Below are 23,718 nucleotides of genomic sequence, written 5' to 3' on the forward strand. Positions count from 1 at the left end.
GCTCGCGCCGCAGCCGGACTGACCAGCCCGGCTCGCGGTAGAGCGGGATCATCTCCACGTCCACCGGCACGCAGACGCGATACCGACGATCGATCACACTGCGAATCTACCCCCGAGTCGTTGGCTACCCCCGAGGCGTTGCGCGCGGGCGGGCGGCTAGCGCAGCTCGAGGGCGGTGGCGATGCGGGCCATCACCTCGACGACGTCGGCAGCGTCGTGGACGGGGTGGAGCGGGACGTGGTCGGCGCCGGCATCGAGGTGTCGACGTACCTCTGCGGCGATCGCTGCCGGGGCGCCTTGCGCCACCATCGCGTCCAGGAGCCGCTCACTCCCGCCGCCCTCGAAGTCCCGGTCCTCGAATCCCAACCGGCGGAAGTTGTCCAGGTAGTTCTGCATGCCCATGCGGAGGTAGATGTCGAGGCCCTCCCGCGCCCGGCTCAGACCCTCCTCGCGGTCGGCGGCCAGGGCGACCTTGTGCTCGGGCGCCAGGAGGGGACGCTCGCCGAGGGTCGCACGGGCGGACCGGGTGTAGTCCGGGTTCACCAAGTAGGGGTGGGCGCCCGCAGCGCGCTCCGCGGAGAGCCTCAGCATCCGGGGACCGAGTGCGGCGAGCACGCGCCGGTCGGCGGGGACCCCTTCGTGATCCAGTACGTCGAGGTAGTCGCTCATCGCCTGGAGTGGCTTGATCGCCTGCGGTCCGTTGGCCTCGCGATGACCCGCGCCGATGCCCAGCAGGAACCGGCCGGGGGCCAGCTCCTCGAGGCGGTGGTAGGAGGCCGCGGTCGCCCGCGCCTCCGAGGTCCAGATGTTCACGATGCCGGTCGCGACCGAGAGCGTGCGGGTCGTGCCGAGGGCGATGCGGGCGCCTTCCAGGACCTCCCCGTCGGCGGCGCCGAGCCACAGGGCGCCGTAGCCCTGCTCCTCCAGGCCGCGGGCGATGGCCTCGGTGACCAGCCGCTCGCGAATCCACACGCCGTAGGAGCCGAGAGGTACCGGTGTCGCCACATCGCTCATATGGCGACAACCGCCGCGCCGGGCGCCGGTATTCCTCGGTATTCCTCGGGCGAGGCCGAGAGCATGGAGGACGCGAAGCCGGGGGTACGGTGCGGACCATCGTCGGCGTACGGACGTCGTCAGCTCACCGCGAGGAACAGCGATGCCCGGCCTGCAGGATCTGCTCAACCCGATCGTCCTGGTCGTGGGATTCGTGATCCACCTGCTCGTCGTCGTACGAGCGATCACCCGGCCCAACCGGGAGCCGGCGTCGCGGATCGCGTGGGTCGCGGTGATCATGTGTCTTCCGGTGGTCGGCGTGGTCGCCTACCTGTTCCTCGGCGAGACCAGCATCGGCCGCGAGCGCGTCGAGCGACTGCGTGACGCCGAGAAGCGCCTGGCCCGGCCGGCCGGTGCGGCCGTCGACACCAGCACCCGAGACCCGCTCGGCATCTCGGAGCTGTGCACCGCGATCAACGACTTCCCGCCGGTGGGCGGGAACAGGATCGTCCTGCTCGGCGACCCGGAGGCGCCGGCCGCACAGCCGACGATCAACTCGAACCTCGCGATCGACGCGCTCGTCGAAGCCATCGAGGACGCGCGCGAGCACGTCCACCTCACCTTCTACATCTGGCTCGACGACGGCAACGGCGGCCGGGTCGCGGATGCCGTCGCCGCGGCCGCCCGGCGCGGGGTCGCCTGCCGGGTGATGGCCGACGCGCTGGGCTCGCGCGACTTCATCGGCGGTCCCCGCTGGCGAGAGCTGCGCGAGGCCGGCGTACACGTCGTCTCGACGCTCCAGGACATCCCACGGCTGGGGCACTTCGCGGTCGGCCGGGTCGATCTGCGCAACCACCGCAAGATCGTCGTCGTCGACAACCGGGTGGCCTTCGTCGGGAGCCAGAACTGCGCGGACCCCGAGTTCCGGGTGAAGCCGAAGTACGCGCCGTGGATCGACATCCTGCTGCGCTGCGAGGGCCCGGTCGTCCGGCAGGCCCAGCACCTCTTCCTCTCGAGCTGGATCGCCGAGACGTCCGAGGAGCTCTACGCCCTGCCGGGTGCGGACCCCGACCCGGAGGTCTTCGAGCCCGGCGTGGTCGCGCAGATGTTCGGGACCGGGCCGACCACCCACGGCAACGCGATGTCGGATGCGTTCGTCGCCGCCCTGTACGCCGCCGAGAACGAGCTGATCATCACCACGCCCTACTTCGTGCCGGACGAGGCCATGCTCCGGGCCGTGTGTGCGGCACCCCGCCGGGGCGTCGAGACCATCCTGGTGCTGCCCGCCCGCAACGACTCGCCCCTCGTCGCCGCCGCCTCGCGCAGCACCTACCCGGACCTGCTGGCCTCCGGGGTGCAGATCCACGAGTATCCGCTGGGCCTGCTGCACACCAAGTCCATCACGATCGACGGCAGCGTCGCCCTGGTCGGCTCGGCCAACATGGATCGCCGCAGCCTCGAGCTCAATTTCGAGAACAACCTGCTCCTCCTCGACCCGGCCACCACCGCCGTCATCCGCGAACGTCAGCTCGGCTATCTCTCGCAGTCGAGCGCGGTCCCCGCGGACGCCGCCGAACGCTCCTTCTGGCACCGGCTGGTGGACAACGTGATCGGGATGCTGTCGCCGCTGCTCTGACGCCGGCGCTCGAAGGAGGTGGCTAGAGGACCAGTTCCTCTGGTGACGGGAGCCGCTCCGGCCTCTCCTCGCCGTACCAGGAGAACTCCAGGCGGTCGATGTAGCCGGCATCGTCGAGCCAAAGCAGGAGACCGCCGACAGGTCGGCCATCGGCATCGATGACCGTCGGTCGGGTCGGAATCGGACTCGGCACACCGGTGGCCGCCGGACGGGCTCCGATGACACGTAGGTCGAGCATCGTCGCGATGCCGTCGACGTACTCGAGCCCGTCGAGCTGGGCCAACAGTGCGTCGCGGCCGGCGAACTCCGTCAGCTCCAGCAGTGCCCTGGCGACGGATCGGATCTCGTCATCTGCCGGGCGCTGAGGGCGGCCCACCGTGTGGCGGCCGGCCGGTTGCGGGCCATGACGAAGTCGTCGGACGAACTCATAGGTCGCGAGACCCATGAGGATCGAGCCGCCGAGCAAGCCTCGTCCGCTGCCAAAGACCGCTGGCTCGTTCGGCTCCGCGATCTGCCATACGTCGAACGCCACGGCGCAAGCGCCCAGGAGAAAGGCGACCGTGCAGATGCCCAGGAGGCTCGCATCACGTCGGCTGACCACCGGCGGATTCTATGGGAGCCTCGCGTCCATTCGCATCGACTCGTATCTAGAATCACCGAGCGTGAGACTCGAGTCGCTGGACGGTGCCTTCGTCGACCTCACCGTGATCGGTTACCAGTTCGCGAGCGGAGTGTCGACGTCATCCGGTCCGGACTGGGATGCCAACTGGCTCATGGTCCATGGCGAGGCATGGGACGGCGTGCAGTCGTGGGCGTTCGACGATCCGTGCCTGACCACGTGGGAGGCGAAGGAGCTTGCATCGTGGCTGCGCGGCTTGGGCAGTGGGGGGCCCACAGTGGCCGCGGGCGGAGGACCAGGCCACGGCCGCTTCCTTCTTACCGAGCCCAATCTGATGTTCGCGCTGATCGAGGCCGCTCAGGGCATCACCACCATGGACATCTACTTCGAGGCGGAGTCGCGTCCGCCCATGGCCTCGTGCGACGACGGCGAGGGAGCCGGGCACAAGGTTCGCCTGACCATTCCGCAGTCTGACCTCGCAAGAGCGGGTGAGGGATGGGAACACGACCTCGAAGAGTTCCCGCCGAGGTGAGGCAACCCGGCACCGGACTGTCCGACCCCGCGGCTATGACGAGGTCTTCGGTTGTGTCAGACGTGTCGTCCGATGGTCGTCGCTGCGCCCACGCGTTGGAGGCGCACCCTGATGAAGTGCGCACTTTCGGCGCTCAGCTGGGTGGCGACGATCGATGGAGTCGAGTCGACCAGATGGCGTGCGTCCTCGAACTCAAGAGGAGTCATCTCTCGAACGGCTTTGATGACCTCGATCCGTCGAGGGCCGACCGCGGCGAGGATCGTGTCGCCGCTCATAGGTAGATGTTCGCAGTGCGTCGTGGGCGCGCGCCCGGCTTTCTATCTATTCGGGTGTCACGCCATGAGGCTCCGCCGTTGTCGGTGTTGAACAGCAATGCCATGACGTAGACGCCGAATCCGATGCCTGGATCCGTCCGAAGATCGAGTTGGTCCAGACATGGCGATCATGCGCCGGACGACTGAGCGGTCAGTCGCCGGCCCGCACGGCTGGAATGACGCAGTGCGCAGACGGCTTCGATCCCGCCAGCTCCGGTAGTCGTGGGCTCACGCGACCTGCGGGCCAGATCGCATCATCAAAACCACGTCATGCGGAGGGGTGTGAGAGATCGACCGCGATGTCGCCGCGGGCCAAGGCAACGACGCTCCTGACAACCCAGTCAGCTCGCGTGTCGGTGAGCTCGAAAGCATCCCACTCGTATTCGCCGACGAGTCGCAGTTCGCCGGTCACCGTCACCCGTGAGTCCGGCGGCACGTTCGAGGCGGGACCTTCGATCTGCACCTGAAAGCGGTCTGCCCCGATCGTGAGAACGAACTCCGAACCTGCGTGTTGGTCTCGCTCTTGGCGTTCTCCGATGTTCGTCCAGATGTCCTGCGCGGCGTCCGCGGTCCCGGTCAGCGCGTACACGCTTCGCGGTTGACCCGCGCCGTCGCTGTTCTGAACCTCGGCGAGGCCATCGGGCGTCGTGGCGTCGGCGACGGTCGCCACCCCGTGCACCCGCAGGCCGACCGAGCGGAGCAAGGAGCCAGGAGCCGGCCTGGGCGGCTCGTCGTCCACGAGCATCCATTCCATGATGCGCACCCACATGGAGACATCATGGCGGCGCACTGTCGGGAACAATCGGATCTCGACTGATCCGCTCGGGATCGATGCCGACAGGCGGCGGATCGACGGCCCTCAGTTTCGAGCAGGTCGCGGAGATCCGGATGCCCGCGAGTGCCCGAGCGCGGCACGGTCGTGCGGTGCCCGGCGTTGGTCCGGTTCCGGGCTTCCGGTACCTCGCCATGATCGGTGCCCTGACGCTTCTGGTCCGCGACTGCCGATACTGGAGCTGGCCAAGGAAGCCGTGTGGCCATTCCGCTTCTACCTGCCGCGCCTCGGGCACTGATGGTTCGCGGCCACGCCGAGACCCAGCCGGTCTTGGCTTCGTCGTCGGCCACGGTGCCGTGCCTAGTCTGGGGGCGTGCCCGACCCCGCCGAGATCGATGACCGGATCGACCGCGCGAGTGCGCGACCGTTCGGGCGGCGCTTCCACCTGCGCGGGCGCGAGCGCGCCACGGCTGAGCTGCGCGGTCCGCAGACGATGCGGACTCACGCCGCGGAGATCATCGCGGAGCGCCTCGCGCCGGCCGAGCCGCGCAACGACGGCCGGCAGACCCCGTACCGCAACCACCCGGTCTTCGTGGCCCAGCACGCCACCGCGACCTGCTGCCGCAGCTGCCTGGAGACGTGGCACGGCATCGCGAAGGGGCATCGGCTCGACCGCGGCGAGCGGGCCTACGTGGCCGAGGTGATCGGGCGGTGGATCGACCGCGAGCTGGCGACCTCCATCGGATGTCGGGACTCCGGGAGCTCCAAGTCACACCGATCGTGAAGGTGGTCGGCAGATCCGCATCGATAGCGGCGGAATGATTCACGCCTCCTCACACCTGCACGCTCCAGCGTCCGGATCACTCTTCCAAGGTCGCCGCGAACGCGTCCAGGTCGACGATAGATCGACGAATCGCACGGAGGTCTTGCGTTGGCACATCGACGAACGAGTCCCCCTCCGCTGCTAGCACACCCTGGGGCTCGTACTTCGTCGAGATGAGGTCGACATATGCGCCGTAGTCAATGCTGAAGACGTTGAATCGCTCGCCGGGCTCGTCCTGAGCGGAGTAGCCCCGACGAATCAGATGTAGAAGTCGTGCTTCGTAGAGCGACATGATCAGCTCGCTTCGAGAGTCGCGACGGTTGACGAGGAAGGCCCGCGCACGCTTACCCCGGACAACAACGTCGATGATCCAGCTGAGGAGAGCATCGGCTTGAGGGCGACTCCGGAGCGCTGCCTCCTTGTCCTGCTGGTACCAAGCCCTCGCAGCTTGTCGCACATGGGGCACTGTTACGTTGCCGTCGCTTGCCTTCATCGCCGCCTTGCCAGCAATGTTGATGGCATCACGCGGCACTCCCTCCGCAGCGCGCACAAGTTCGTCGAAGGCTCGCGTATCTGAGAAGCCGACGCGGATGAGATCGATGGGCGCCTTGAGCCCGTCAACTGGTTCGACGCCTTCGATGCCAGAGGTCAGGTGTTTGAAGAACAAGCCGAGGAAGAACTCGCGAGCGCGTTCGTTTGCCTGTTCAAAGACCATGAAGTCGTCCAGATCCACGCTCGCCATGATGTCGGCGCCGACCTCGAAGCCAATCCGGGCGCCATTCGAGGCGTCGAGAACGTCAAACTCGCTCTGCTGCTCGATGGTGGCAATCTTCACCGTGAACTGTTGGAGAGGCAGCACGCATCGGAGAAGGAACTCCGCGAGATAGGGCTGTATCGCTGTCGGCACGCTGACCCACTCGTCAAGGATGAGCCATACGCGATTGGCACCGAGAGCCTCCGCCACATCCCGCAATGCCTTGGCCACATCCGTGAAGTTCAGTGCGACCTCTTCTTGGCCGGTTCGTGTCGTCCGACCACGTTCCTCGGTCTCGGTGCTCTTGCCACGATTGAGCGAGCCGCCGAGCCTCGGACCGGTGCCGGAGATCGAGCCCTTTACAGCCGCCCCTCGACGAGTCGTCGACCGCTCGGCCTCGGCTTCCTCGACCTCGACGACGCCGCGGACTTCGACCTTCGAGGCGGCACTCAGCAGGGCGTCGAGCGCGTTGATGAGTGCCTTGTTGGAGATGAGGCGGTCGTCTTCGATGACGATAGAGATCACGTTGTCGTAGACCTGATTTAGGAGGTCGCGGAGTAGACGGCCCGTTCGCTCCGTCAGTCTCAGGTCGTTGACGCCGAAGAGGCCGTCGGGTGAACCTACTGTGCGAAGGTCGACATACACAGCAATGTCGCCGCGGGCGGCAGCCAATCCTTCGATGAACCGAAGTGCGTGTGTCTTGCCGGTGCCCCGGCGGCCATACAAAATCTGGTGGTCGATCGTGGACATCGCCTCAGCGATGCCGGAATCGACGAAGGTCGCCCGTAGCTCCTCCGCCTGCCTCATCTCGGCTCGCTTCGGGATCGCGATCAGCGCCTTGTTGAGAGCGGTCATAGTCGCCACGGTGAGAGGCTAGCGCTGCGGCGACACTCTGTCGCCGATTCGCGGGAGGTGCGCGGTGGCCGCGTCATTCTGGGCGGTGTGTGCCACCGACGTACGACGCCGAGCACCGGCGTACGTCCAGGTCGACGGCCGCCCATGCGCGCTGAGACCGCGTGGACCGAAGCCGCCCGCACGCCACGGCAAAGCCTGCGAGCAATCCCAGCTCCGCTGTCGTATCGGCGCCCTCCCGTTCGTGGAAGGGTTGGAGGCGGTCGTCGGGCTGCCCGTGAGCAGAGGAGCTGAGCATGGCGTTCTACCTGATTGCGTTCAACGACGAGTGGGTGCCGGAGCACACCGACGAGCAGATCCGGGAGAAGGGGCGGCGGGGGCGGGCGGTGATCGAGGAGATCAAGCAGGCGGGGGCCTTCGTCTTCACCGACGGCGGCCTGGACGCCTCGACCGCGATCTGCAGCGTGGTCCCCGAGGGCGAGGAGCCGGTGTTCACCGACGGGCCGTTCGTCGAGACCAAGGAGCACCTCGGCGGGTTCGCGGTGGTCGACGTGGCCAACGACGACGACGCCCGCTACTGGGCGGGCCGGATCGCGGTCGCGGTCGGCTGGCCGCAGGAGGTGCACCGCTTCCCGGGCCCCCGGTGGGGTCTGGAGGCCGAGGCGGCCGCCACGACGTAGGCGTCTCGCAGGCGCGGAGCGCGGATACCTCCCATCACCACGCGCACGTTCCCCGGCCGCGTGACGCACGGCACAGTTGCGGACATGTTCGAGTACTTCACCGGCCCCAAGTACGTCTGGAACCTCGGCGTCTGCGCGACCCTCAACAACGGCGGTCTGATCGACGAGGTCGACCGCGCGTGCCGGCCCGCGCGCGAGGCAGCCGACGTCGACACCGGCAGCAAGCTGTTCATGGCCTCCTGGAAGGCGGTGGCCGATCAGGTCGCCGACCAGGCCCGCGCCTCCGAGGCCGCGGGACACCTGCGTACGGCGGGACAGCAGTGGTACCGCTCCGGTCTCTACGTGTGCCAGGCCGAGCGGATGCTCTCCAACTCCGACCCGACCCGGCGGGCGTTCTACCAGCAGGCGCTGGACGCGTTCGAGAAGGTCTTCGAGATCGCCGACCCCGCCACCAGCCGGGTGGAGGTGCCGTTCGAGGACACCACGCTCCCGGCGTACTTCTCCAACGCCAGCAAGGCCGGCGAGCCGGTCCCGTGCGTGATCATGTGGAACGGCCTGGACTCCACCAAGGAGCACATGTACACCTCGGGCTGGGCGCAGGAGATGCGCGAGCGCGGGATCTCGGTGCTGATGATCGACAACCCGGGCTCAGGGGAGGCGCTCCGCTTCCAGGATCTCAAGTCGCAGATCGAGTCCGAGGGGTGGGCCACGGCGCAGATCGACTACCTCGAGACCCGCTCCGACGTCGACAGCGAGCGGATCGGGCTGGTCGGCTGGTCGCTCGGCGGCTACTACGTGCCGCGGGCGGCGGCGTTCGAGAAGCGGATCAAGTTCATCGCGGTCTGGGGCGCGAACCACAACTGGGGCGAGGTGCAGAAGAAGCGCCTGCAGCGCGAGGGTGAGAACCCGGTGCCGCACTACTGGGAGCACGTCTTGTGGGTGTGGGGTTTCGACGACGTCGACAAGTTCATCCAGTACGCCGAGGGCGTCCACCTCAATGGTGTGGTCGAGAAGATCACCGTGCCGTTCCTGATCGCGCACGGTGCGGGCGACCGGCAGATCTCGGTCGACTATGCGCACCAGTCCTACGACCAGGCGGTGAACTCGCCCAAGCGCGAGCTGCGCATCTTCACTGCCGAGGAGGGCGCGACCGAGCACGTCGGGCTCGACCACATGCCGCACATCAACGCGTACGTCGCCGACTGGGTCGAGGACGTGCTGGCCGAGCTCGGCTGAGCGGTCGTTCAATCCTGGCGGGAGCGGGCGAGGTGGGTGAGCAGTCGTTCAGCCCGCCCGCTCCTCACCCATCGGTCGAGTCCGCCCGTCGCCGCCGACGCAGCACCTGCACGACGACGAAGGCGCAGATCACCAGCACCGTCAGCACCAGCCCCGCGCCGGAGAACAGGTGCGCGACCCGGTGCCAGTTGCTGCCGGCGACGTAGCCCGCCACGACCATCAACGTGCCCCAGATGACCGCGCCGGCGACGTTGTAGAACAGGAACGTCCGGTAGGACAGCCGGCCCATCCCCGCGAGGCCCGGGACCAGCACCCGCAGCGCCGCGGTGAACCGGCCGACGAAGACCGTCCAGCCGCCGCGCACCGACAGCGCGTCCTCGGCACGCTGCAGGTGCTCCGCGCGCACGAACCGGCCCAGCGTCGTGTGCAGGATCCGCCGCCCCCAGCGCCGTCCGACCGCATAGCCGATCGAGTCGCCGACCAAGGCTCCGCCGATGCCGGCCACGAGCACCGCGGCCAGGGAGAGTCGGCCCTGCGAGGCGAGCACCCCGCCGATGATCAGCGCCGTCTCGCCGGGGAAGACGAACCCGAGGAACGCGGAGGCCTCCAGCGCGGGCAGCGCGAAGATCAGCAGCAGCGCCAACCACGACGGCATCGCCAGCAGGTGGTTCACGACAGCGTCCATGTCGCCTCACGTCGGGTGGAGGTCGGCAGGACACGCAGCGGGGTGATGGGGGTGTGGGTCGACGCCACGTCCGACAGGTACCCCGACGGCCGGATGATCGCGTACGACGCCCACGCGGTGCTCACCTCCATGACCTTCGCAGAGGTTCCTCAGGCGCGACCACTACCGTCGGCGCGTCCCGGCGACGGGGCCGAACGACGAAGAGGGAAGCAGTGGCACAGATCGACCGGCGGCAGGTGCTGAGGACGCTGTCCGTGGCCTCGGTGAGCGTGCTCGCCCTGGCCGCGTGCTCATCGGAGGACGACACCAGATCATCATCGACCTCCTCCACGGCGACCTCGTCGGCAGGCCCGGCCCCAGCATCGGCGGGCACGCTGACCATCGACAACACCGCGTGGAACCACGACTCCGACAACGACGTCTACTGGCAGATGGGTTGCACGTACGCCGCCACGCCGGCCGCGCCGGACTACGAGACCCTCGGCGTCTACGTCCCGGGCGCCTACCTGGATGCGAAGGACAACGGCGACGGCACCTACACCGCGACCGTGCACAGCACCGGGAAGGTCGGCGACTTCACCGCGGCGACGGCGCCGATCGTGCTGCCGGTGAACACCCCCGGGTACGCCGCGCAGAAACCGCCGTCGAGCTACAGCTACAACGACGTGGCGGCGTACATGCAGGCCGGCTTCGTGTACGTCGCCGCAGGTCTTCGCGGCCGCGACAGCAACGGCGACGCGGCGGGCGACGACTACGTCGGCAATGCGCCGTGGGGCGTGACCGACCTCAAGGCGGCGGTGCGCTACGTCCGCTACAACGCGGCCTTCCTGCCAGGTGACACGGGCAGCATCTTCGTCTTCGGGCACAGCGGCGGCGGCGCGCAGTGCTCGGTGATGGGGACGACCGGTGATGCGGCGCTGTACGCGCCGTACCTCGACGCGATCGGCGCGGCGACGACCGACCCCGACGGGAAGACGCTCAGCGACGCGGTCGCAGGGGTGATGGCCTGGTGTCCGATCACCAGCCTCGACGTCGGCAACGCGTCCTACGAGTGGAACATGGGGCAGTTCGCCTCGACCGGGACGCGCGCGGCCGGCACCTGGACGGCCGCCTACTCGACCGACCTCGCGAAGGCGTTCGCGGCGTACGTCAACAGGCTCGGGCTGCGCAGCCCGGCCGGCAAGACGCTGCGGCTGAGGAGGTCGGCCCACGGCGCCTACCTCGCCGGCAGCTACTACGACCACGTCGTCTCGGTGATCGAGGAGTCGCTCGACAACTTCCTCTCCGACACGACCTTCCCCTACACGTCGTCGAACACCACGATGGCGGGCATGGGCGCACCGGCCGGCGCCGGCGGCGGGATGCCGGGTGGCATGCCATCCGGCGGGATGCCCGGCGGCATGCGGCCGAGCGGCATGCCTTCCGGCGGCGCGCGACCGGGTGGCATGCCCTCACGCGCTTCGATGCCCTCACGCGCTTCGATGCCCTCGGCCGGCGCTGCGCCCAGCAGCGTGGCGAGCACGGGATCCTCCGGCCCCGCGACGACCTACAAGACGGTCGAGGCCTACATCGCGCACCTCAACCGCGAGACGACCTGGGTGAGGTACGACGCGAGGTCCAACACCGCCGAGGTGCTCTCCCTGGAGGGCTTCGTCCGCAGCCAGAAGAAACCCACCAAGGATGTCGGCGCGTTCGACGGGATCGACCGCGGCGAGACCGAGAACGTCGTCCTGGGTCAGGGCACCGAGGGCCTGCACTTCGCCGAGGTCTCCCGCGACCTGATCGCCGCCCACCAGGGCCGCTACGCGCAGCTGAGTGGCTGGAAGTCCGCCTATGCGGCGAGCGGCTACACGACCGACTTCGCCACCACCGATTCCGTCGGCGTGGACGTGCTCACCCGCGGCAACATGTACAACCCGATGTACTACCTCTCCAGCCAGTACAGGGGCTACAACTCCGCGAAGCGGGCCAAGCACTGGCGGATCCGGACCGGCATCATGCAGGGCGACACCGCGAGCACGACCGAGATCAACCTGGCCCTCGCGCTGCAGGCCCTGGGGGAGAAGGTCGACTTCGCCACCGTCTGGGGTCAGGCCCACACCATGGCCGAGCGGATCGGCGACGCGGCGACCAGCTTCATCGCCTGGGTGAAGCAGAGCGTCGCCTGATCCGCGGCCCGTGCCTCAGCGACCGGCGGCCGCCGCATAGGCGCCACCGGCGATGTCCTCGAGCAGCGTCGGGCCGGTCGGCTCCCAGCCGAGCAGCTCACGGGTGCGGGCGCTGGAGGCGTGGACGTCGTGGCCGAAGAAGCGTGCCAGCCAGGTGAAGCGGGCCTCGGCTTCCGCGGGCGGCACCGACACCGTCGGTACGCCGAGGTAGGCGCCGATGGCGGCTGCGATGTCACGGGTCGGCACGCCCTCCTCACCGACCGCGTGCACCCGTGAGCCTGCCGGTGCCTTCTCCAGGGCGAGCCGGACGAGGCGGGCCGCGTCGGCGCGGTGGACGGCCGCCCAGCGGTGGCTGCCGTCGCCGATGTACCCAGCATCGCCGTGCTCCTGGGCGATCTGCACCAGGCGGGCGGTGAAGCCGTGGTCTCCGGTGCCGTGCACGGTGGGGGCGAAGCGGAGCGCGACCGAGCGCACCCCGCGCTCGGCGTACTCCAGGGCGAGGTTCTCGCTGCCGCCGCGCAGCGATTCGGGTCCGTGGAAGGGGGAGGCGTCGTCCTCGGTCAGCGCGCGGCCGAGGTCGGCGCCGGCCAGGCCGGAGGCGAGCAGGAACGGCCGGTCGCTGCCGGCCAGCACGTCGAGCATGCCCTCCACCGCTGCCCGCTCGCTGCGCCCGGCGGCCGCGTAGTCGGTGAAGTCGTGCTTGAAGGCCAGGTGGATGACCGCGTCGGCGGCCTTGGCGCCCGCGATCAGTGAGTCGACGTCGTCGAGGCTGCCGCGGTGGACCTCGGCGCCCTTGGCCTCCAGAGCCGCTGCCGACTCCTCCGATCGGGCGAGCCCGAGGACCTGGTGGTCGTAGGCGAGGAGCTCGTCGGTGACGGCCGAGCCGATCCAGCCGGAGGCTCCGGTGATGAACACGCGCATGGTGATCTCCCATCAATGTCAGTTACTGACATCGACGGTAGCACGCGATGTCAGAGGCTGTCATCACCTACACTTCTCCGCATGGGACGCTGGGAGCCGGACGCGCGCGGGCGGATGCTCGGCGCCGCGATGGAGCTCTTCACTGAGCGCGGCTACGAGCAGACCACCGCGGGCGACATCGCCGAGCGCGCCGGCGTCACCGAGCGCACCTTCTTCCGGCACTTCAGCGACAAGCGCGAGGTGCTCTTCGCCGGCACCGAGGTGATGCAGCAGGCGGTCGCCGACGCGATCGCCGGCGCCGCTGCCGAGGCGACCCCGCTCGACGCCGCGCTGGCCGGGATGCGCGCCTTCGGCGAGGTGCTGGAGGAGCGCCGCGAGCACGCCGTACGCCGCTCGCGGATCGTGGCTGCGAACCCGGCCCTGCAGGAGCGCGAGCTGCTCAAGCTGGCCGCGATGACCGACCTCGCCGCGGACGGTCTGCGGGCCCGCGGCGTCGACGACCTGGTCGCGAGCCTGGCCGCCCAGAGTGCCGTCGCGGCGTTCCACGTCGCCTTCGCGCGCTGGCTCGCCGACGAGGCGGCGCGGCCGTTCGGGGAGATCCTCGACGAGGCCGACGCGGCGCTGCGCGCCCTGCGCTGACGCCCGCGTGGCCCCCGCGTGGCCCCCGCCGCCCCCTGCCGACCGGGCGAAACATTTGTTCTTGATTCGTTTCAACGTCCGTAACACGTGCCAGCGCTGAGGCGTCTCACGTGGCGACGGCCCCGAAACATTCGCTTCGTAACTTGACGGTCCGTCTCGGAACAGCCGTCAAGAAAGCAGAGCATGACCACTTCCAAGAGTCGTCTCCTCAGCGCATCGCTCGCGCTGGCGATCGGCGCGGCTGGCCTGACCGTGGCCGCCACCGCCTCCCCGTCCTCTGCCGCCGATGCTGTCGCTCCGGCCGGTGCGTCCGACAGCGGGGCCTACCTGGCGCCGTTCTACACCAAGGGCGACCTCACCGGCGACAAGCAGATCACCGCCGCTGACCTCGACCGCGCCCGCGCCGCCCTCGGCAAGACCTCCGGCGACGCCGGCTGGTCGGCGGTCGCCGCGGCCGACCTCGACGGCGACGGCACCATCACGATCGCCGACCTGGCCCGGCTGGCCCAGAAGGTGATCTACGACGACGGCTCCTTCGACCTGATCGAGGCCAGCGCCCTGGACATGCAGAAGGCGATGAACGCCGGCGTCATCACCTCGGTCGAGCTGACCCAGGACTACCTGGACCGGATCACCGCCTACAACAGCAACACCGTTGACCCGGCCGGCACCGGTCGTCCGCTGAACGCGATCATTACGACCGATGCCGAGGATGCGCTCGCCGCAGCGGCCGCCAGCGACGCGGCTCGGGCGAAGAACGGTCACGGCAGCGGCATGCTCGACGGCATCCCGATCCTGCTCAAGGACAACTACGACACCAAGGACATGCCGACCTCGGCGGGCTGCAGCTGCTGGGAGGACAACCAGACGGCAACCGACGCCACCATGGTGACGGGCCTGCGCGACAAGGGCGCGATCATCCTCGGCAAGGCCAGCATGGACGAGTTCGCCTACGGCTTCGTCTCCCAGTACAGCACCGGCTCGCCGGTGGGCAGCAGCAAGTACGTCGCCAGCCCCTACAACACCGCCCAGTCCGCAGGCGGCTCCAGCGGTGGCACCGGCGCCTCGATCTCGGCCAACCTGGGCGCGATCGGCTTCGGCACCGACACCGGCGGCTCGATCCGCGTCCCGTCCAGCTACAACCAGCTGGTCGGCCTGCGGCCCACGGTCGGACTGACCAGCCGCGACGGCATCGTTCCACTTGCGTTGACCCAGGACACCGGCGGACCGATCGCCCGCTCGGTCTCCGACGTCGCGGTCGCCCTCGACGCGGTCGTCGGCAGCGACGACGCCGACGCGGCCACGGCCGACGCCGACAGCCACCTGCCCGACTCGTACACCTCCTACCTCGACCCGACAGCCCTGCAGGGCAAGCACTTCGCCTACTTCACCACGATGGTGCCGTCGGCCACCGGCTCGGCATCGCAGGCCGCGGCGTACGCGATCTTCATGGCTGCGGTGGCCAAGCTCCAGGCTCAGGGTGCGACGGTCGACGCGATCGACCCATCGACGCTGGCGGCCGACCCGACCAGCGGTGTCACCGTCGCCCAGATCCTCGGCGAGGGCAGCGGTAGCACCAACGAGTTCAAGTCCAACATCGCGGCGTACGTCGCCAACCACCTCGACCCGACGGTCGCCGACCGGACCCTGGCGCAGATCGTGGCCTCCGGTCAGTTCGTCCCGTCCTACAAGAACACCTACACCTCGCGCGACGCCGTCACGACCGACACCTACAACACCTGGATGTCGACCCACGGCACGCTGATCAGCAACGGCTCGGCGTACCTCACCAGCCTGATGAACACTGACGACATCGATGCGGTCATCTACCCGACGACCACGACGTACGGCACCTTCGGCTCGAACCTGCGCCTGAGCCCGAACACCGGCATGCCGGCCATCACCGTGCCGGCCGGCCAGGACACCCCCGCCGACGTCACCGCCGGTGCTCCCGCCAACGCGAACGTCAACCTGGAGTTCCTCGGCCGTGACTACGACGAGGGCGACCTGATCTCCTATGGGTACTCATTCGAGCAGGCCACGAAGGCCCGTACGACGCCGGCGCTCTACCCGGCGCTCGCGGGCGAGACCTACGCCGGCCCCGGCGTGGACAAGGACGCACCTGGCAACGGCGCGGTGACCGTGGGCAGCACCGCGAAGACGGTCAAGCCCGGAGCGACCTTCTCGGTGACTGTCGAGCAGTCGGCTGACGACCTCTACGCCTACGACCTTTCGCTCGGGTTCGATCCGAGGGCGGCCAAGCTCGTCTCCAGCAGCACGGCAGGAGGGACGACCGGCTCCGACGTCGTCACGACCGGGTCTGGCGCGGTCCGGGTGGTTCACACCAAGCTCGGGTCCTCACCAGCGGCGGAGGGCACGACCAAGCTCGTCACGCTCACCTTCAAGGCACTGAAGCCCGGCCCCGCGGCCGTTGCGGTCACACGGCTGGTCACGGTGGACGCTGCTGGCGACGCGAAGACCGTGGTGTCGCCGGGTCGCACGTCGATCGGCATCTCGGCCTACTCCACGACCACCTCGGCCATGCTGGCCAAGCACGTGGTGAAGGCAGGCAAGACCGTCCGGCTGAGTGTGTCCGTCGCAGCTGCGCCGGGCGTCGTCCCGACGGGCTCGGTCAAGGTCACGGTCGGGGGCAAGGCCCACACTGCGACCCTCGTCGGCGGGCGCGCGGTGCTCAGGATCAAGGCCCCGAAGCTCGCCAAGCGGGTGAAGAAGGCCAAGACCAAGAAGGTGACGGTCCTCTACCTGCCGAAGGGTGACTTCATCGGGTCCTCCGCGACCGTCTCGATGAAGGTCAGGCCGAAGCACTGATCATCTGACGCCACCTGTGGCCCGCCGAGAGTCCGGCGGGCCACAGGTTTTGCGGCGGCGGGCATCTCGCTGCCGTGGAAAGTGATGTGGGCAACCCTGTGTTACGCACCAGTAACTTGCCCCGTATTCTGGTGGGATGAAGCGCGAGATCTACACCGAGGACCACGAGGACTTCCGCGCCGCTGTGCGGACCTGGCTGGAGCGGGATGTCATCCCCAACGGCGAGAAGTACGTCCTGGACAAGGCCCTGCCCCGTGAGTTCTGGCTCAAGGCCGGCGAGAACGGCTTCCTCGGCCTCTCGCTGGACGAGGAGTACGGCGGCGCGGGCGACTTCCGCTTCAACGCCGTGCTCGAGGAGGAGCTGGCCAAGGTCGGTGCGGCGTACCCGACGTGTGTGGGCATCCACGTCGACATCACCGCGCCGTACATCAACGAGCTCGGCACCCCGGAACAGAAGCAGCGCTGGCTGCCCGGCGTCGCGTCCGGCGAGATCCTGCTGGCGATCGGCATGACCGAGCCCGGCGGCGGCTCGGACCTGGCCGCGCTGAAGACCACCGCCGTCCGTGATGGCGAGGAGTGGGTGATCAACGGCTCCAAGACGTTCATCACCAACGGCTACTCCGCGGACCTGGTGATCGTGGCCGCGCGCACCGACCCCGAGAAGGGCGCCAAGGGCATCACGCTCTTCGCCGTGGAGGCGACCAAGGAGGGCTTCAGCCGCGGTCGCAAGCTCGACAAGGTCGGCATGGAGGAGTCCGACACCGCCGAGCTGTTCTTCGAGAACGTGCGGGTCACCGACGCCGAGATCATCGGGGAGCTCAACATGGGCTTCATCCACATGATGCAGAAGCTCGCCCAGGAGCGGCTCTCCTGCTCGATCGCGAACGTCGCGCACGCCAAGCAGATCCTCATCGAGACGCTGGCCTACGCCAAGGAGCGGCACGCGTTCGGTCAGGCGATCGGCAACTTCCAGCACAACAAGTTCCTGCTCGCCGAGCTGTTCACCCAGATCGAGGTCGCCGAGGCGTACGTCGACAAGTGCGTCGCCGCGCACGCCAAGGGCGAGCTGAGTGCGGTGGAGGCGTCCAAGGCCAAGTACTGGTCCTCGCAGGCCCAGTCCGAGATCCTCGACCACTGCGTCCAGCTCCACGGCGGCTACGGCTTCATGAACGAGTACCGCGTGGCCCGCGCCTGGCGCGATGCCCGGGTCACGAAGATCTGGGCCGGCTCGAACGAGATCATGAAGGAGATCATCGGCCGCGATCTCGGTCTCTGATCGTCCTGAGCTTCGCCAGCGCCCTGGCCCGCGGTTGCGGGTCGGGGCGCTGTCGTCGTACGGGGCGCGCGGCCCCACCGTCGGCCTGCTGAGCACAGCCTGGCCTTCGTTGCGACACGTTGTCCCCACACGGGACGATAGGGGCATGGTGGACTTGGCGAACGTGCGGCATGAGCACTCCGGATCCGAGGGCCTGAGCAACAGGCTCAACTGGCTCCGGGCGGGCGTCCTGGGGGCCAACGACGGCATCGTGTCGGTGGCGGGCATCGTGATGGGCGTAGCCGCCGCCAGCGACGAGCGCAGCCCGATCCTGATCGCTGGCATCGCGGCCCTGGTGGCGGGGGCCTTGTCGATGGCGGCGGGCGAGTACGTCTCGGTCTCCACCCAGCGCGACGCCGAGCTGGCGCTGGTCGAGGCGGAGCGGCGCGACCTCAAGCGCATGCCCGAGGAGGAGCTGCAGGACCTGACCCAGATGCTCCAGGACCGCGGCATGACCCCGGAGACGGCGGAGGCGGCGGCCCAGGAGCTGACCGAGTGGAACGCGCTGCGGGTGCACTCCTACCTCGAGTTCGGCATCGACCTCGACGACGTCACCAACCCGTGGTCGGCGGCGTTCGCATCGATGGTCGCCTTCACCACGGGCGCCCTGCTGCCGATGCTCACCATCCTGCTGCCCTCGCCGGAGCGGTTCTACGTCACCGTCGGCGCCGTCCTCATCGCGCTCGCTCTCACCGGCTTCACCAGTGCCAAGCTCGGCTTCGCCAACACCCGCCGCGCGATGATCCGCAACGTCCTCGGCGGTGCGTTCGCGATGGGCGTCACCTATCTCATCGGGAGCCTGCTGGGCACCCAGGTGTGACGATGCGCCTGTTCGTAGCGCTGATCCCGCCGGAGGAGGCGGTCGAGGACCTGGACGCCTTCTTGGACGTACGCCGCGCAGCCGCTCCCTTCCGCTGGGTGCAGCGCGACCAGCTCCACCTGACCCTGGCCTTCCTGGCCGATGTGGAGCCGTGGCGGCTCGATGACCTGCTCGAGCGCTTGGCCCGGGCCGCCGCTCGGCGTACCCCGTTCGAGGCGGCGATCGCCGGCGGAGGTGCCTTCCCGAACGCCGGCCGCGCGAAGGTGATCTGGGCGGGCCTGTCGACGGCATCGGAGGACGGCGCCACCGAGCTGGGCAGGCTGGCCACCGGCGCCCGGGCGGCCGCGGCCCGCAGCGGGATCGAGGTCGACGGAGGACGCTTCCGGCCGCATGTGACGCTGGCGCGACTGGGTGTGCCCGGCGAGGTCAGCAACTGGGTGCGTCTGCTGGACGCCTATCGGGGGCCGACCTGGACGGCCTCACAGATCTCGCTGGTGGCCTCGCACCTCGGCGAGGGCACGCGCGGGCGGCCTCGGTACGAGGTGCTTGCGGAGCTGCCGCTGGGGAAGGCGTGACGGCTCAGCCGGCCACGCCGTAGAGCCGGTCCCCGGCGTCACCCAGGCCGGGGACGATGTAGCCCTTCTCGTTGAGCCGCTCGTCCATCGCCGCCGTCACGACGTGGATCGGCACCTCGATGTGCGAGGTGGCCTCCTCGAGCTTCGCGACGCCCTCGGGCGCGACGAGCAGGCAGATGCAGGTGATGTCGTCGGCGCCGCGCTGGACCAGGAAGTCGATGGCCGCCGCGAGCGTCCCGCCGGTGGCCAGCATCGGGTCCAGGACGTAGCACTGACGCCCGGACAGGTCCGCCGGCAGCCTTTCGGCGTACGTCGTGGCCTGCAGTGTCTCCTCGTTGCGCACCATGCCCAGGAAGCCGACCTCGGCGGTGGGGAGCAGGCGCATCATCCCGTCGAGCATGCCGAGACCCGCCCGCAGGATGGGTACGACGAGGGGCCGCGGGCTGGCAAGCTCCACGCCCTCGGTCGGGCTGACGGGCGTCTGGATGCTGACCGGGCAGACCCGGACCTCCCGGGTGGCCTCGTAGGCGAGCAGCGTGACCAGCTCGTCGGCCAGCGACCGGAACGTCGGGGAGTCGGTGCGCTGGTCGCGCAGGTGCGTGAGCTTGTGAGCGACGAGCGGGTGGTCCACCACGAGGGTCTGCATGGCCATGGCCGCACCCTACGTGAATCGGGCCTGCGACGAGAGCCCGGGAAGAGAGGCCGGTGAACAGTGCCCAAAGGGGTTGGCCCCGGGTCCTCCCTCTGTCACTCTGGATGTCATGTCCGATCAGGTGGATGGCGTCGACTTCGCCCTCGCGGTCTATCGCGAAGAGGGTGTGTGGACCGCGCAGGAGCTTGCGCACGACGTCCTCGCCGACCTCGACACCCTGAGCCACGCGTTGCGGCGCTTCCCCGGTGACGGCGGCGCGCTCGGAGTGATCGGCATCGATGAGGACTTCTTCGTCATGGTCCGCGTCGCCGGGGCGACGACGCGCGTCCTGCTCTCCGACGTCACCGCCGCCGACGAGTGGGAGCTGGCCGGCTCGGCCGTCGACCATCTCGGCCTGCCGCTGCCGGAGGAGGACGACGACCAGGAGCCCGCCGGCGACCTCGCGATCCTGTCCGACATGGGGATGAGCGCGATGGACATGGGCATCCTGCTCGACGACTTCGACCTCTACCCCGACGAGATGGTCTCCGAGATCGCCCGCAAGGTCGGTTTCGGCAAGATCTTCGACGACGCCGTCGGCCTGACCTCGGCGTGAGGCCGCTCGACCGCTGGGCGGCGCCGATGGCGACCGCCCTGGAGGAGGCGCGCGCTGCGCTGGCGACCGGCGACGTACCGATCGGGGCGGTCGTGCTCTCACCCGAGGGTGAGGTCATCGGCCGCGGTCGCAACGTCCGCGAGGCCGACGCCGACCCCACCGGCCACGCCGAGGTGGTGGCGCTGCGCGAGGCGGCGCGGACCCGGGGCGAGTGGCGGCTGGACGGCTGCTCGCTGGTGGTCACCCTCGAGCCCTGCACGATGTGCGCCGGCGCGCTCGTGCTGGCCCGGATCCGGACCCTCGTCTTCGGTGCGTACGACGACAAGGCCGGCGCGGTCGGCTCGCTCTGGGACGTCGTCCGCGACCGCCGCCTCAACCACCGTCCGGAGGTCGTCGCGGGCGTCTGCGCGGACGAGAGTGCCGCGATGCTGGCCGATTTCTTCGCCGGGCATCGGCTCTAGTAACGTTCCTCCCGGTGGCGTGTCCGAGCGGCCGAAGGTGCATCACTCGAAATGATGTGTGGGGTCAAACCCACCGTGGGTTCAAATCCCACCGCCACCGCCAGCGATGTCGTGAGACATCCGCAAGACCCGGATCCGCAGTTGTGGGTCCGGGTCTTGCCCCTTTCGGAGCGATCCCGGCTCGGTGTCCGGCGGACGGATCGCGCAGCTCTGACCCGCCCGCGGCGTACGCCGTCGAGATACGGTGCCGTCAAGCCGTGAAGACCTTCAGAAGGACGCCCCGTGACCACAGCACCGCAGGCCGGATCCGCACCTCGTCTCGACCGGGACGGCGAGGTGTTCGTACTCAACCTCGGCGACGGCGAGAACCGGTTCCATCCCGACTGGGTCGGTGCCGTCGATGCCGCACTGGCCGAGGTCGAGGCGGCCGAGGGGCAGCGTGCGCTGGTCACCACCGCGACCGGGAAGTTCTTCTCCAACGGTCTCGACCTGGACTGGCTCGGCGCCCACGCGGAGCAGCACGACGCCTACATCGCCGACGCGGAGCGACTCTTCGCCCGGCTCCTGGCGCTGCCGGTCATCACCGTCGTGGCGATCCAGGGGCACGCGTTCGCTGCCGGGGCGATGCTGACGCTGTCGCATGACTTCCGGGTGATGCGCGCGGATCGCGGTTTCTGGTGCCTGCCGGAGATCGACATCGACATGCCGTTCACACACGGCATGAACGCACTGATCACCGCCCGACTCACCCCGCAGACAGCCCATGAGGCGATGCTCACCGGTCGCCGGTACGGCGGCGCCGACGCCCACGGCGCCGGCATCGTGGACCACGCCGTACCCGAGCTGGAGGTCCTGCCCGCGGCGATCGAGCTGGCGCGGGCGAACACCTCGAAGGCCGGTACGACGCTGGCGACGATCAAGACCCGGCTCTACGAGGACGCGCTCAGCGAGCTGGCGACCCCGCGCTGATTCCGTCGGCGCTGACCGCGCCGGCGAAGGCGCGGATCAGCGGATGGATCGGTGCGCCCGCCGAGGCGCCGATGTGCGGCTGGAACATGCTGACGACGTAGAACGGGTGGTCCGGGAACTCCAGCACCTCCGCCTCGCCCTCCTCGCCTCTCGCACCGACCACCACGCCCGCGGTCTCCAACGCGGCGATGCTCGCTGCCGTCGGGGCGTAGTTGCAGTAGTGCATCCCGGCGAACTCGGTGCCGACCCAGCCGGCGAACCGGGAGTCGGCGACGGGCGTCACCGTGCTCTCCTTGCCGTAGAGCGAGCAGGCCAGCAGCGCCACCGCGTTGTCGTCGCTCTCGCCGTCAGACTCGGCGTGGGTGGCTCGCTGTCCGAGCTCGGCGCGGAGGAACTCCATCACCGCGTACTGCATGCCACCGCAGGTGCCGAGGAACGGGATCGCGTTGGTCCGCACGGGGTGCAGCGCTGCGAGCACCGCGTCGTCATCGGCGTAGGGCGAGCCCGGGACCAGCCAGATCCCGTCGTAGGCGGTGACGTCGAAGTCGGACTCGGACGGCAGCCACTTCGCCGCGACGCCCAGCTCCTCGTTCAGTCGTGGCACGAGCGCGTTGAGCTCGTGGTGGCTGTGGTGTCCTCGGTCGTCGCCGAGCAGGCCGATCGTCGTCACGGACTCCGTTTCTACACCAGGGCGCGGGCGGCAAGCGCGAGCGCCCCGTGCAGCTCGGCCCGGTTGCCGAGCTCTGCCGCCCGGACGACCAACGCCGCCGCGGTGGCCGGTTGGGCGTAGCGCCGGATCGCCTGCTCGGCGCCCTGCACGAACGCCTCGCCGGCAGCGCCGAGCTCGCCGCCGATGATGACGGCGGTCGGGTTGACCAGGTTGCACAGGTCGCTGACGACCTGGCCCAGGATGCGGCCGCTCTCGTGCAGGATGCGCTCGGTGATCGGGTCGGTGAACGACTCGAGCGTGATGGCGGCACGGTCACCGCCGGGGTGGGTGTGCGCGATCTGGTCGATGACGGCCGCCACCGAGACGACCGCCTCCAGGCAGCCGCGGTTGCCGCAACGGCACAGCTCGGTGCGGCCGCCGAGGTGGGTGTGGCCGATCTCGCCGGCGAGCCCGGTGCCGCCGCGGTAGAGGTCGCCGCCGAGCACCAGGCTCGCGCCGATGCCGTGGGAGGCCTTCACGTAGAGGAAGTCCCGGTGGTTGCGGCCTGCCCCGCCGTACAGCTCGCCGAGGGCGCCGAGGGCGGCGTCGTTCTCGATCCGCACAGGTACGCCGATGCGTCGCCCCAGCTCGGTCGCGGGGGAGAGCCCGACCCAGCCCGAGAGGATGGTGGGCGACTGCACCAGTCCGGAGGCCAGGTCGACGGGACCGGGGATGCCCGCCGCGACCGCCTGCAGGCGGGTCACGTCGTGCTCGGCACGCAGCGTCGAGAGCAGCTCGGCGGCGGCGTTCATCGCCTCCTCAGCTGCGAGGTCGACGTCGATCTCGATCCGGCGGTCGCCGATCAGCCGGCCGAAGGAGTCGGCGATCGCCACGTGCAGGTGGTTGTGGCCGAAGTCGATGCCCGCGACGGGGTCGCCGACGGCCACCAGCAGTGTGCCGGGCCGACCGCTTCCTGTACCGGGGCCCTTCTCCTCGACCTCGAGCTCGCTGACCTGCGACTCAGAGAGGAGTCCGGACACGATCGCCTGGACGGCGCTGCGCGAGAGTCCGGTGCTCCGGGCCAGGTCGGCGCGCGTCACTCCCTGCCCGGCTCGGATGAGTCGGAGCATCTCGGTGCGGTTGCGCTGGCGCGGGGTGGAGTCGACCACGCCAAGACTTTAGGGGACGCAGGGACTCCGTGCGACGCTCTTTTTGGTCAAAAAACGAAC

Annotated in this window: 25 protein-coding genes and 1 tRNA gene; 15 read left to right on the forward strand and 11 right to left on the reverse strand. The window is 69.3% G+C overall.

Annotated features, from left to right (window positions below):
* Positions 1–156: 156 nt before the first annotated feature.
* Positions 157–1,014, reverse strand: a complete 858-nt coding sequence (locus H036_RS0108070) for a TIGR03620 family F420-dependent LLM class oxidoreductase (protein ID WP_017934278.1) — start codon at positions 1,012–1,014, stop codon at positions 157–159.
* Between the two features lie 142 nt (positions 1,015–1,156).
* On the opposite strand from H036_RS0108070, the gene cls reads away from it, so the two are divergent.
* Positions 1,157–2,629, forward strand: coding sequence for a cardiolipin synthase (gene cls, locus H036_RS0108075; protein ID WP_017934279.1), 1,473 nt, complete (start codon positions 1,157–1,159; stop codon positions 2,627–2,629).
* A 22-nt stretch (positions 2,630–2,651) separates the two neighbouring features.
* Here the strand turns inward: cls and H036_RS0108080 are convergent, their stop codons facing one another.
* Positions 2,652–3,230 (reverse strand): hypothetical protein, encoded by a 579-nt coding sequence (locus H036_RS0108080; RefSeq protein ID WP_017934280.1) that lies wholly within the window; start codon positions 3,228–3,230, stop codon positions 2,652–2,654.
* A gap of 61 nt (positions 3,231–3,291) precedes the next feature.
* Here H036_RS0108080 and H036_RS24305 point away from each other — a divergent pair, with 61 nt between their 5' ends.
* The gene (locus tag H036_RS24305) at positions 3,292–3,780 is read left to right on the forward strand and encodes a WapI family immunity protein (RefSeq protein WP_017934281.1); all 489 of its coding nucleotides are present in this window, start codon (positions 3,292–3,294) and stop codon (positions 3,778–3,780) included.
* A 56-nt stretch (positions 3,781–3,836) separates the two neighbouring features.
* Here H036_RS24305 and H036_RS22185 read toward each other — a convergent pair whose 3' ends face one another.
* Positions 3,837–4,055 carry a ribosomal protein L7/L12 gene (locus H036_RS22185; protein WP_017934282.1) on the reverse strand — a complete coding sequence of 73 codons (219 nt, stop codon included), beginning with the start codon at positions 4,053–4,055 and terminating at the stop codon, positions 3,837–3,839.
* A gap of 307 nt (positions 4,056–4,362) precedes the next feature.
* Positions 4,363–4,863 carry a hypothetical protein gene (locus H036_RS0108095; RefSeq protein WP_017934283.1) on the reverse strand — a complete coding sequence of 167 codons (501 nt, stop codon included), beginning with the start codon at positions 4,861–4,863 and terminating at the stop codon, positions 4,363–4,365.
* Positions 4,864–5,239: 376 nt separating this feature from the next.
* On the opposite strand from H036_RS0108095, the gene H036_RS0108100 reads away from it, so the two are divergent.
* Entirely contained in the window at positions 5,240–5,650 is a 411-nt protein-coding gene (locus H036_RS0108100; RefSeq protein WP_017934284.1) for a DUF4186 domain-containing protein, read from the forward strand.
* 76 nt (positions 5,651–5,726) lie between these two features.
* Here H036_RS0108100 and H036_RS0108105 read toward each other — a convergent pair whose 3' ends face one another.
* Complete coding sequence (locus H036_RS0108105) at positions 5,727–7,298, reverse strand: hypothetical protein (protein ID WP_017934285.1); 1,572 nt, start codon at positions 7,296–7,298, stop codon at positions 5,727–5,729.
* 293 nt (positions 7,299–7,591) lie between these two features.
* Here H036_RS0108105 and H036_RS22190 point away from each other — a divergent pair, with 293 nt between their 5' ends.
* On the forward strand, positions 7,592–7,975 hold the full coding sequence (locus H036_RS22190; RefSeq protein WP_017934286.1) for a YciI family protein: 384 nt from the start codon (positions 7,592–7,594) through the stop codon (positions 7,973–7,975).
* An 84-nt stretch (positions 7,976–8,059) separates the two neighbouring features.
* Positions 8,060–9,211 carry an alpha/beta hydrolase family protein gene (locus tag H036_RS0108115; RefSeq protein WP_017934287.1) on the forward strand — a complete coding sequence of 384 codons (1,152 nt, stop codon included), beginning with the start codon at positions 8,060–8,062 and terminating at the stop codon, positions 9,209–9,211.
* 64 nt (positions 9,212–9,275) lie between these two features.
* Here the strand turns inward: H036_RS0108115 and H036_RS0108120 are convergent, their stop codons facing one another.
* Together H036_RS0108120 and H036_RS25315 are read right to left on the reverse strand one after the other, a co-directional pair.
* The gene (locus H036_RS0108120) at positions 9,276–9,896 is read right to left on the reverse strand and encodes a DedA family protein (RefSeq protein ID WP_017934288.1); all 621 of its coding nucleotides are present in this window, start codon (positions 9,894–9,896) and stop codon (positions 9,276–9,278) included.
* Complete coding sequence (locus H036_RS25315; RefSeq protein ID WP_157417185.1) at positions 9,881–10,021, reverse strand: hypothetical protein; 141 nt, start codon at positions 10,019–10,021, stop codon at positions 9,881–9,883. The genes H036_RS0108120 and H036_RS25315 overlap by 16 nt, the downstream gene beginning before the upstream one ends.
* Positions 10,022–10,108: 87 nt before the next feature.
* On the opposite strand from H036_RS25315, the gene H036_RS0108130 reads away from it, so the two are divergent.
* Positions 10,109–12,064 (forward strand): subtype A tannase, encoded by a 1,956-nt coding sequence (locus H036_RS0108130; RefSeq protein ID WP_017934290.1) that lies wholly within the window; start codon positions 10,109–10,111, stop codon positions 12,062–12,064.
* 15 nt (positions 12,065–12,079) lie between these two features.
* Here H036_RS0108130 and H036_RS0108135 read toward each other — a convergent pair whose 3' ends face one another.
* The gene (locus tag H036_RS0108135) at positions 12,080–12,985 is read right to left on the reverse strand and encodes an SDR family oxidoreductase (protein ID WP_017934291.1); all 906 of its coding nucleotides are present in this window, start codon (positions 12,983–12,985) and stop codon (positions 12,080–12,082) included.
* Positions 12,986–13,066: 81 nt separating this feature from the next.
* Between H036_RS0108135 and H036_RS0108140 the strand changes: the two genes are divergently transcribed.
* The 5 genes from H036_RS0108140 to thpR all read left to right on the forward strand — a co-directional run bounded on the left by H036_RS0108140 (position 13,067) and on the right by thpR (position 19,163).
* Positions 13,067–13,624 (forward strand): TetR/AcrR family transcriptional regulator, encoded by a 558-nt coding sequence (locus H036_RS0108140; RefSeq protein ID WP_017934292.1) that lies wholly within the window; start codon positions 13,067–13,069, stop codon positions 13,622–13,624.
* Between the two features lie 183 nt (positions 13,625–13,807).
* The gene (locus H036_RS22195) at positions 13,808–16,453 is read left to right on the forward strand and encodes an amidase family protein (protein WP_017934293.1); all 2,646 of its coding nucleotides are present in this window, start codon (positions 13,808–13,810) and stop codon (positions 16,451–16,453) included.
* A gap of 136 nt (positions 16,454–16,589) precedes the next feature.
* Positions 16,590–17,729: an acyl-CoA dehydrogenase family protein gene (locus H036_RS0108150; protein ID WP_017934294.1), complete on the forward strand. Its 1,140-nt coding sequence runs from the start codon at positions 16,590–16,592 to the stop codon at positions 17,727–17,729.
* A 145-nt stretch (positions 17,730–17,874) separates the two neighbouring features.
* Positions 17,875–18,588, forward strand: coding sequence for a VIT1/CCC1 transporter family protein (locus H036_RS0108155; RefSeq protein ID WP_017934295.1), 714 nt, complete (start codon positions 17,875–17,877; stop codon positions 18,586–18,588).
* Positions 18,589–18,590: 2 nt separating this feature from the next.
* Positions 18,591–19,163: an RNA 2',3'-cyclic phosphodiesterase gene (thpR, locus tag H036_RS0108160; RefSeq protein ID WP_017934296.1), complete on the forward strand. Its 573-nt coding sequence runs from the start codon at positions 18,591–18,593 to the stop codon at positions 19,161–19,163.
* Between the two features lie 4 nt (positions 19,164–19,167).
* Here the strand turns inward: thpR and upp are convergent, their stop codons facing one another.
* Positions 19,168–19,809: a uracil phosphoribosyltransferase gene (upp, locus tag H036_RS0108165; RefSeq protein WP_026145886.1), complete on the reverse strand. Its 642-nt coding sequence runs from the start codon at positions 19,807–19,809 to the stop codon at positions 19,168–19,170.
* Positions 19,810–19,924: 115 nt separating this feature from the next.
* Between upp and H036_RS0108170 the strand changes: the two genes are divergently transcribed.
* From H036_RS0108170 to H036_RS0108185, 4 genes are all read left to right on the forward strand, one after another.
* Positions 19,925–20,410, forward strand: a complete 486-nt coding sequence (locus H036_RS0108170) for a tRNA adenosine deaminase-associated protein (RefSeq protein ID WP_017934298.1) — start codon at positions 19,925–19,927, stop codon at positions 20,408–20,410.
* Positions 20,411–20,436: 26 nt separating this feature from the next.
* Positions 20,437–20,871 (forward strand): nucleoside deaminase, encoded by a 435-nt coding sequence (locus tag H036_RS0108175; protein ID WP_036487884.1) that lies wholly within the window; start codon positions 20,437–20,439, stop codon positions 20,869–20,871.
* Positions 20,872–20,884: 13 nt separating this feature from the next.
* Positions 20,885–20,974: transfer RNA gene (locus tag H036_RS0108180), tRNA-Ser, on the forward strand.
* Positions 20,975–21,153: 179 nt separating this feature from the next.
* Positions 21,154–21,840, forward strand: coding sequence for an enoyl-CoA hydratase-related protein (locus tag H036_RS0108185; RefSeq protein ID WP_017934300.1), 687 nt, complete (start codon positions 21,154–21,156; stop codon positions 21,838–21,840).
* Here the strand turns inward: H036_RS0108185 and H036_RS0108190 are convergent.
* The gene (locus H036_RS0108190) at positions 21,815–22,510 is read right to left on the reverse strand and encodes a glutamine amidotransferase-related protein (protein ID WP_017934301.1); all 696 of its coding nucleotides are present in this window, start codon (positions 22,508–22,510) and stop codon (positions 21,815–21,817) included. The two genes, H036_RS0108185 and H036_RS0108190, sit on opposite strands and share 26 nt — an antisense overlap.
* Positions 22,511–22,521: 11 nt before the next feature.
* The gene (locus tag H036_RS0108195) at positions 22,522–23,658 is read right to left on the reverse strand and encodes an ROK family protein (RefSeq protein WP_017934302.1); all 1,137 of its coding nucleotides are present in this window, start codon (positions 23,656–23,658) and stop codon (positions 22,522–22,524) included.
* Positions 23,659–23,718: the final 60 nt, after the last annotated feature.

The sequence above is a fragment of the Nocardioides sp. Iso805N genome (assembly GCF_000364605.1).
In the GTDB taxonomy this organism is placed as follows: Bacteria; Actinomycetota; Actinomycetes; order Propionibacteriales; family Nocardioidaceae; genus Nocardioides.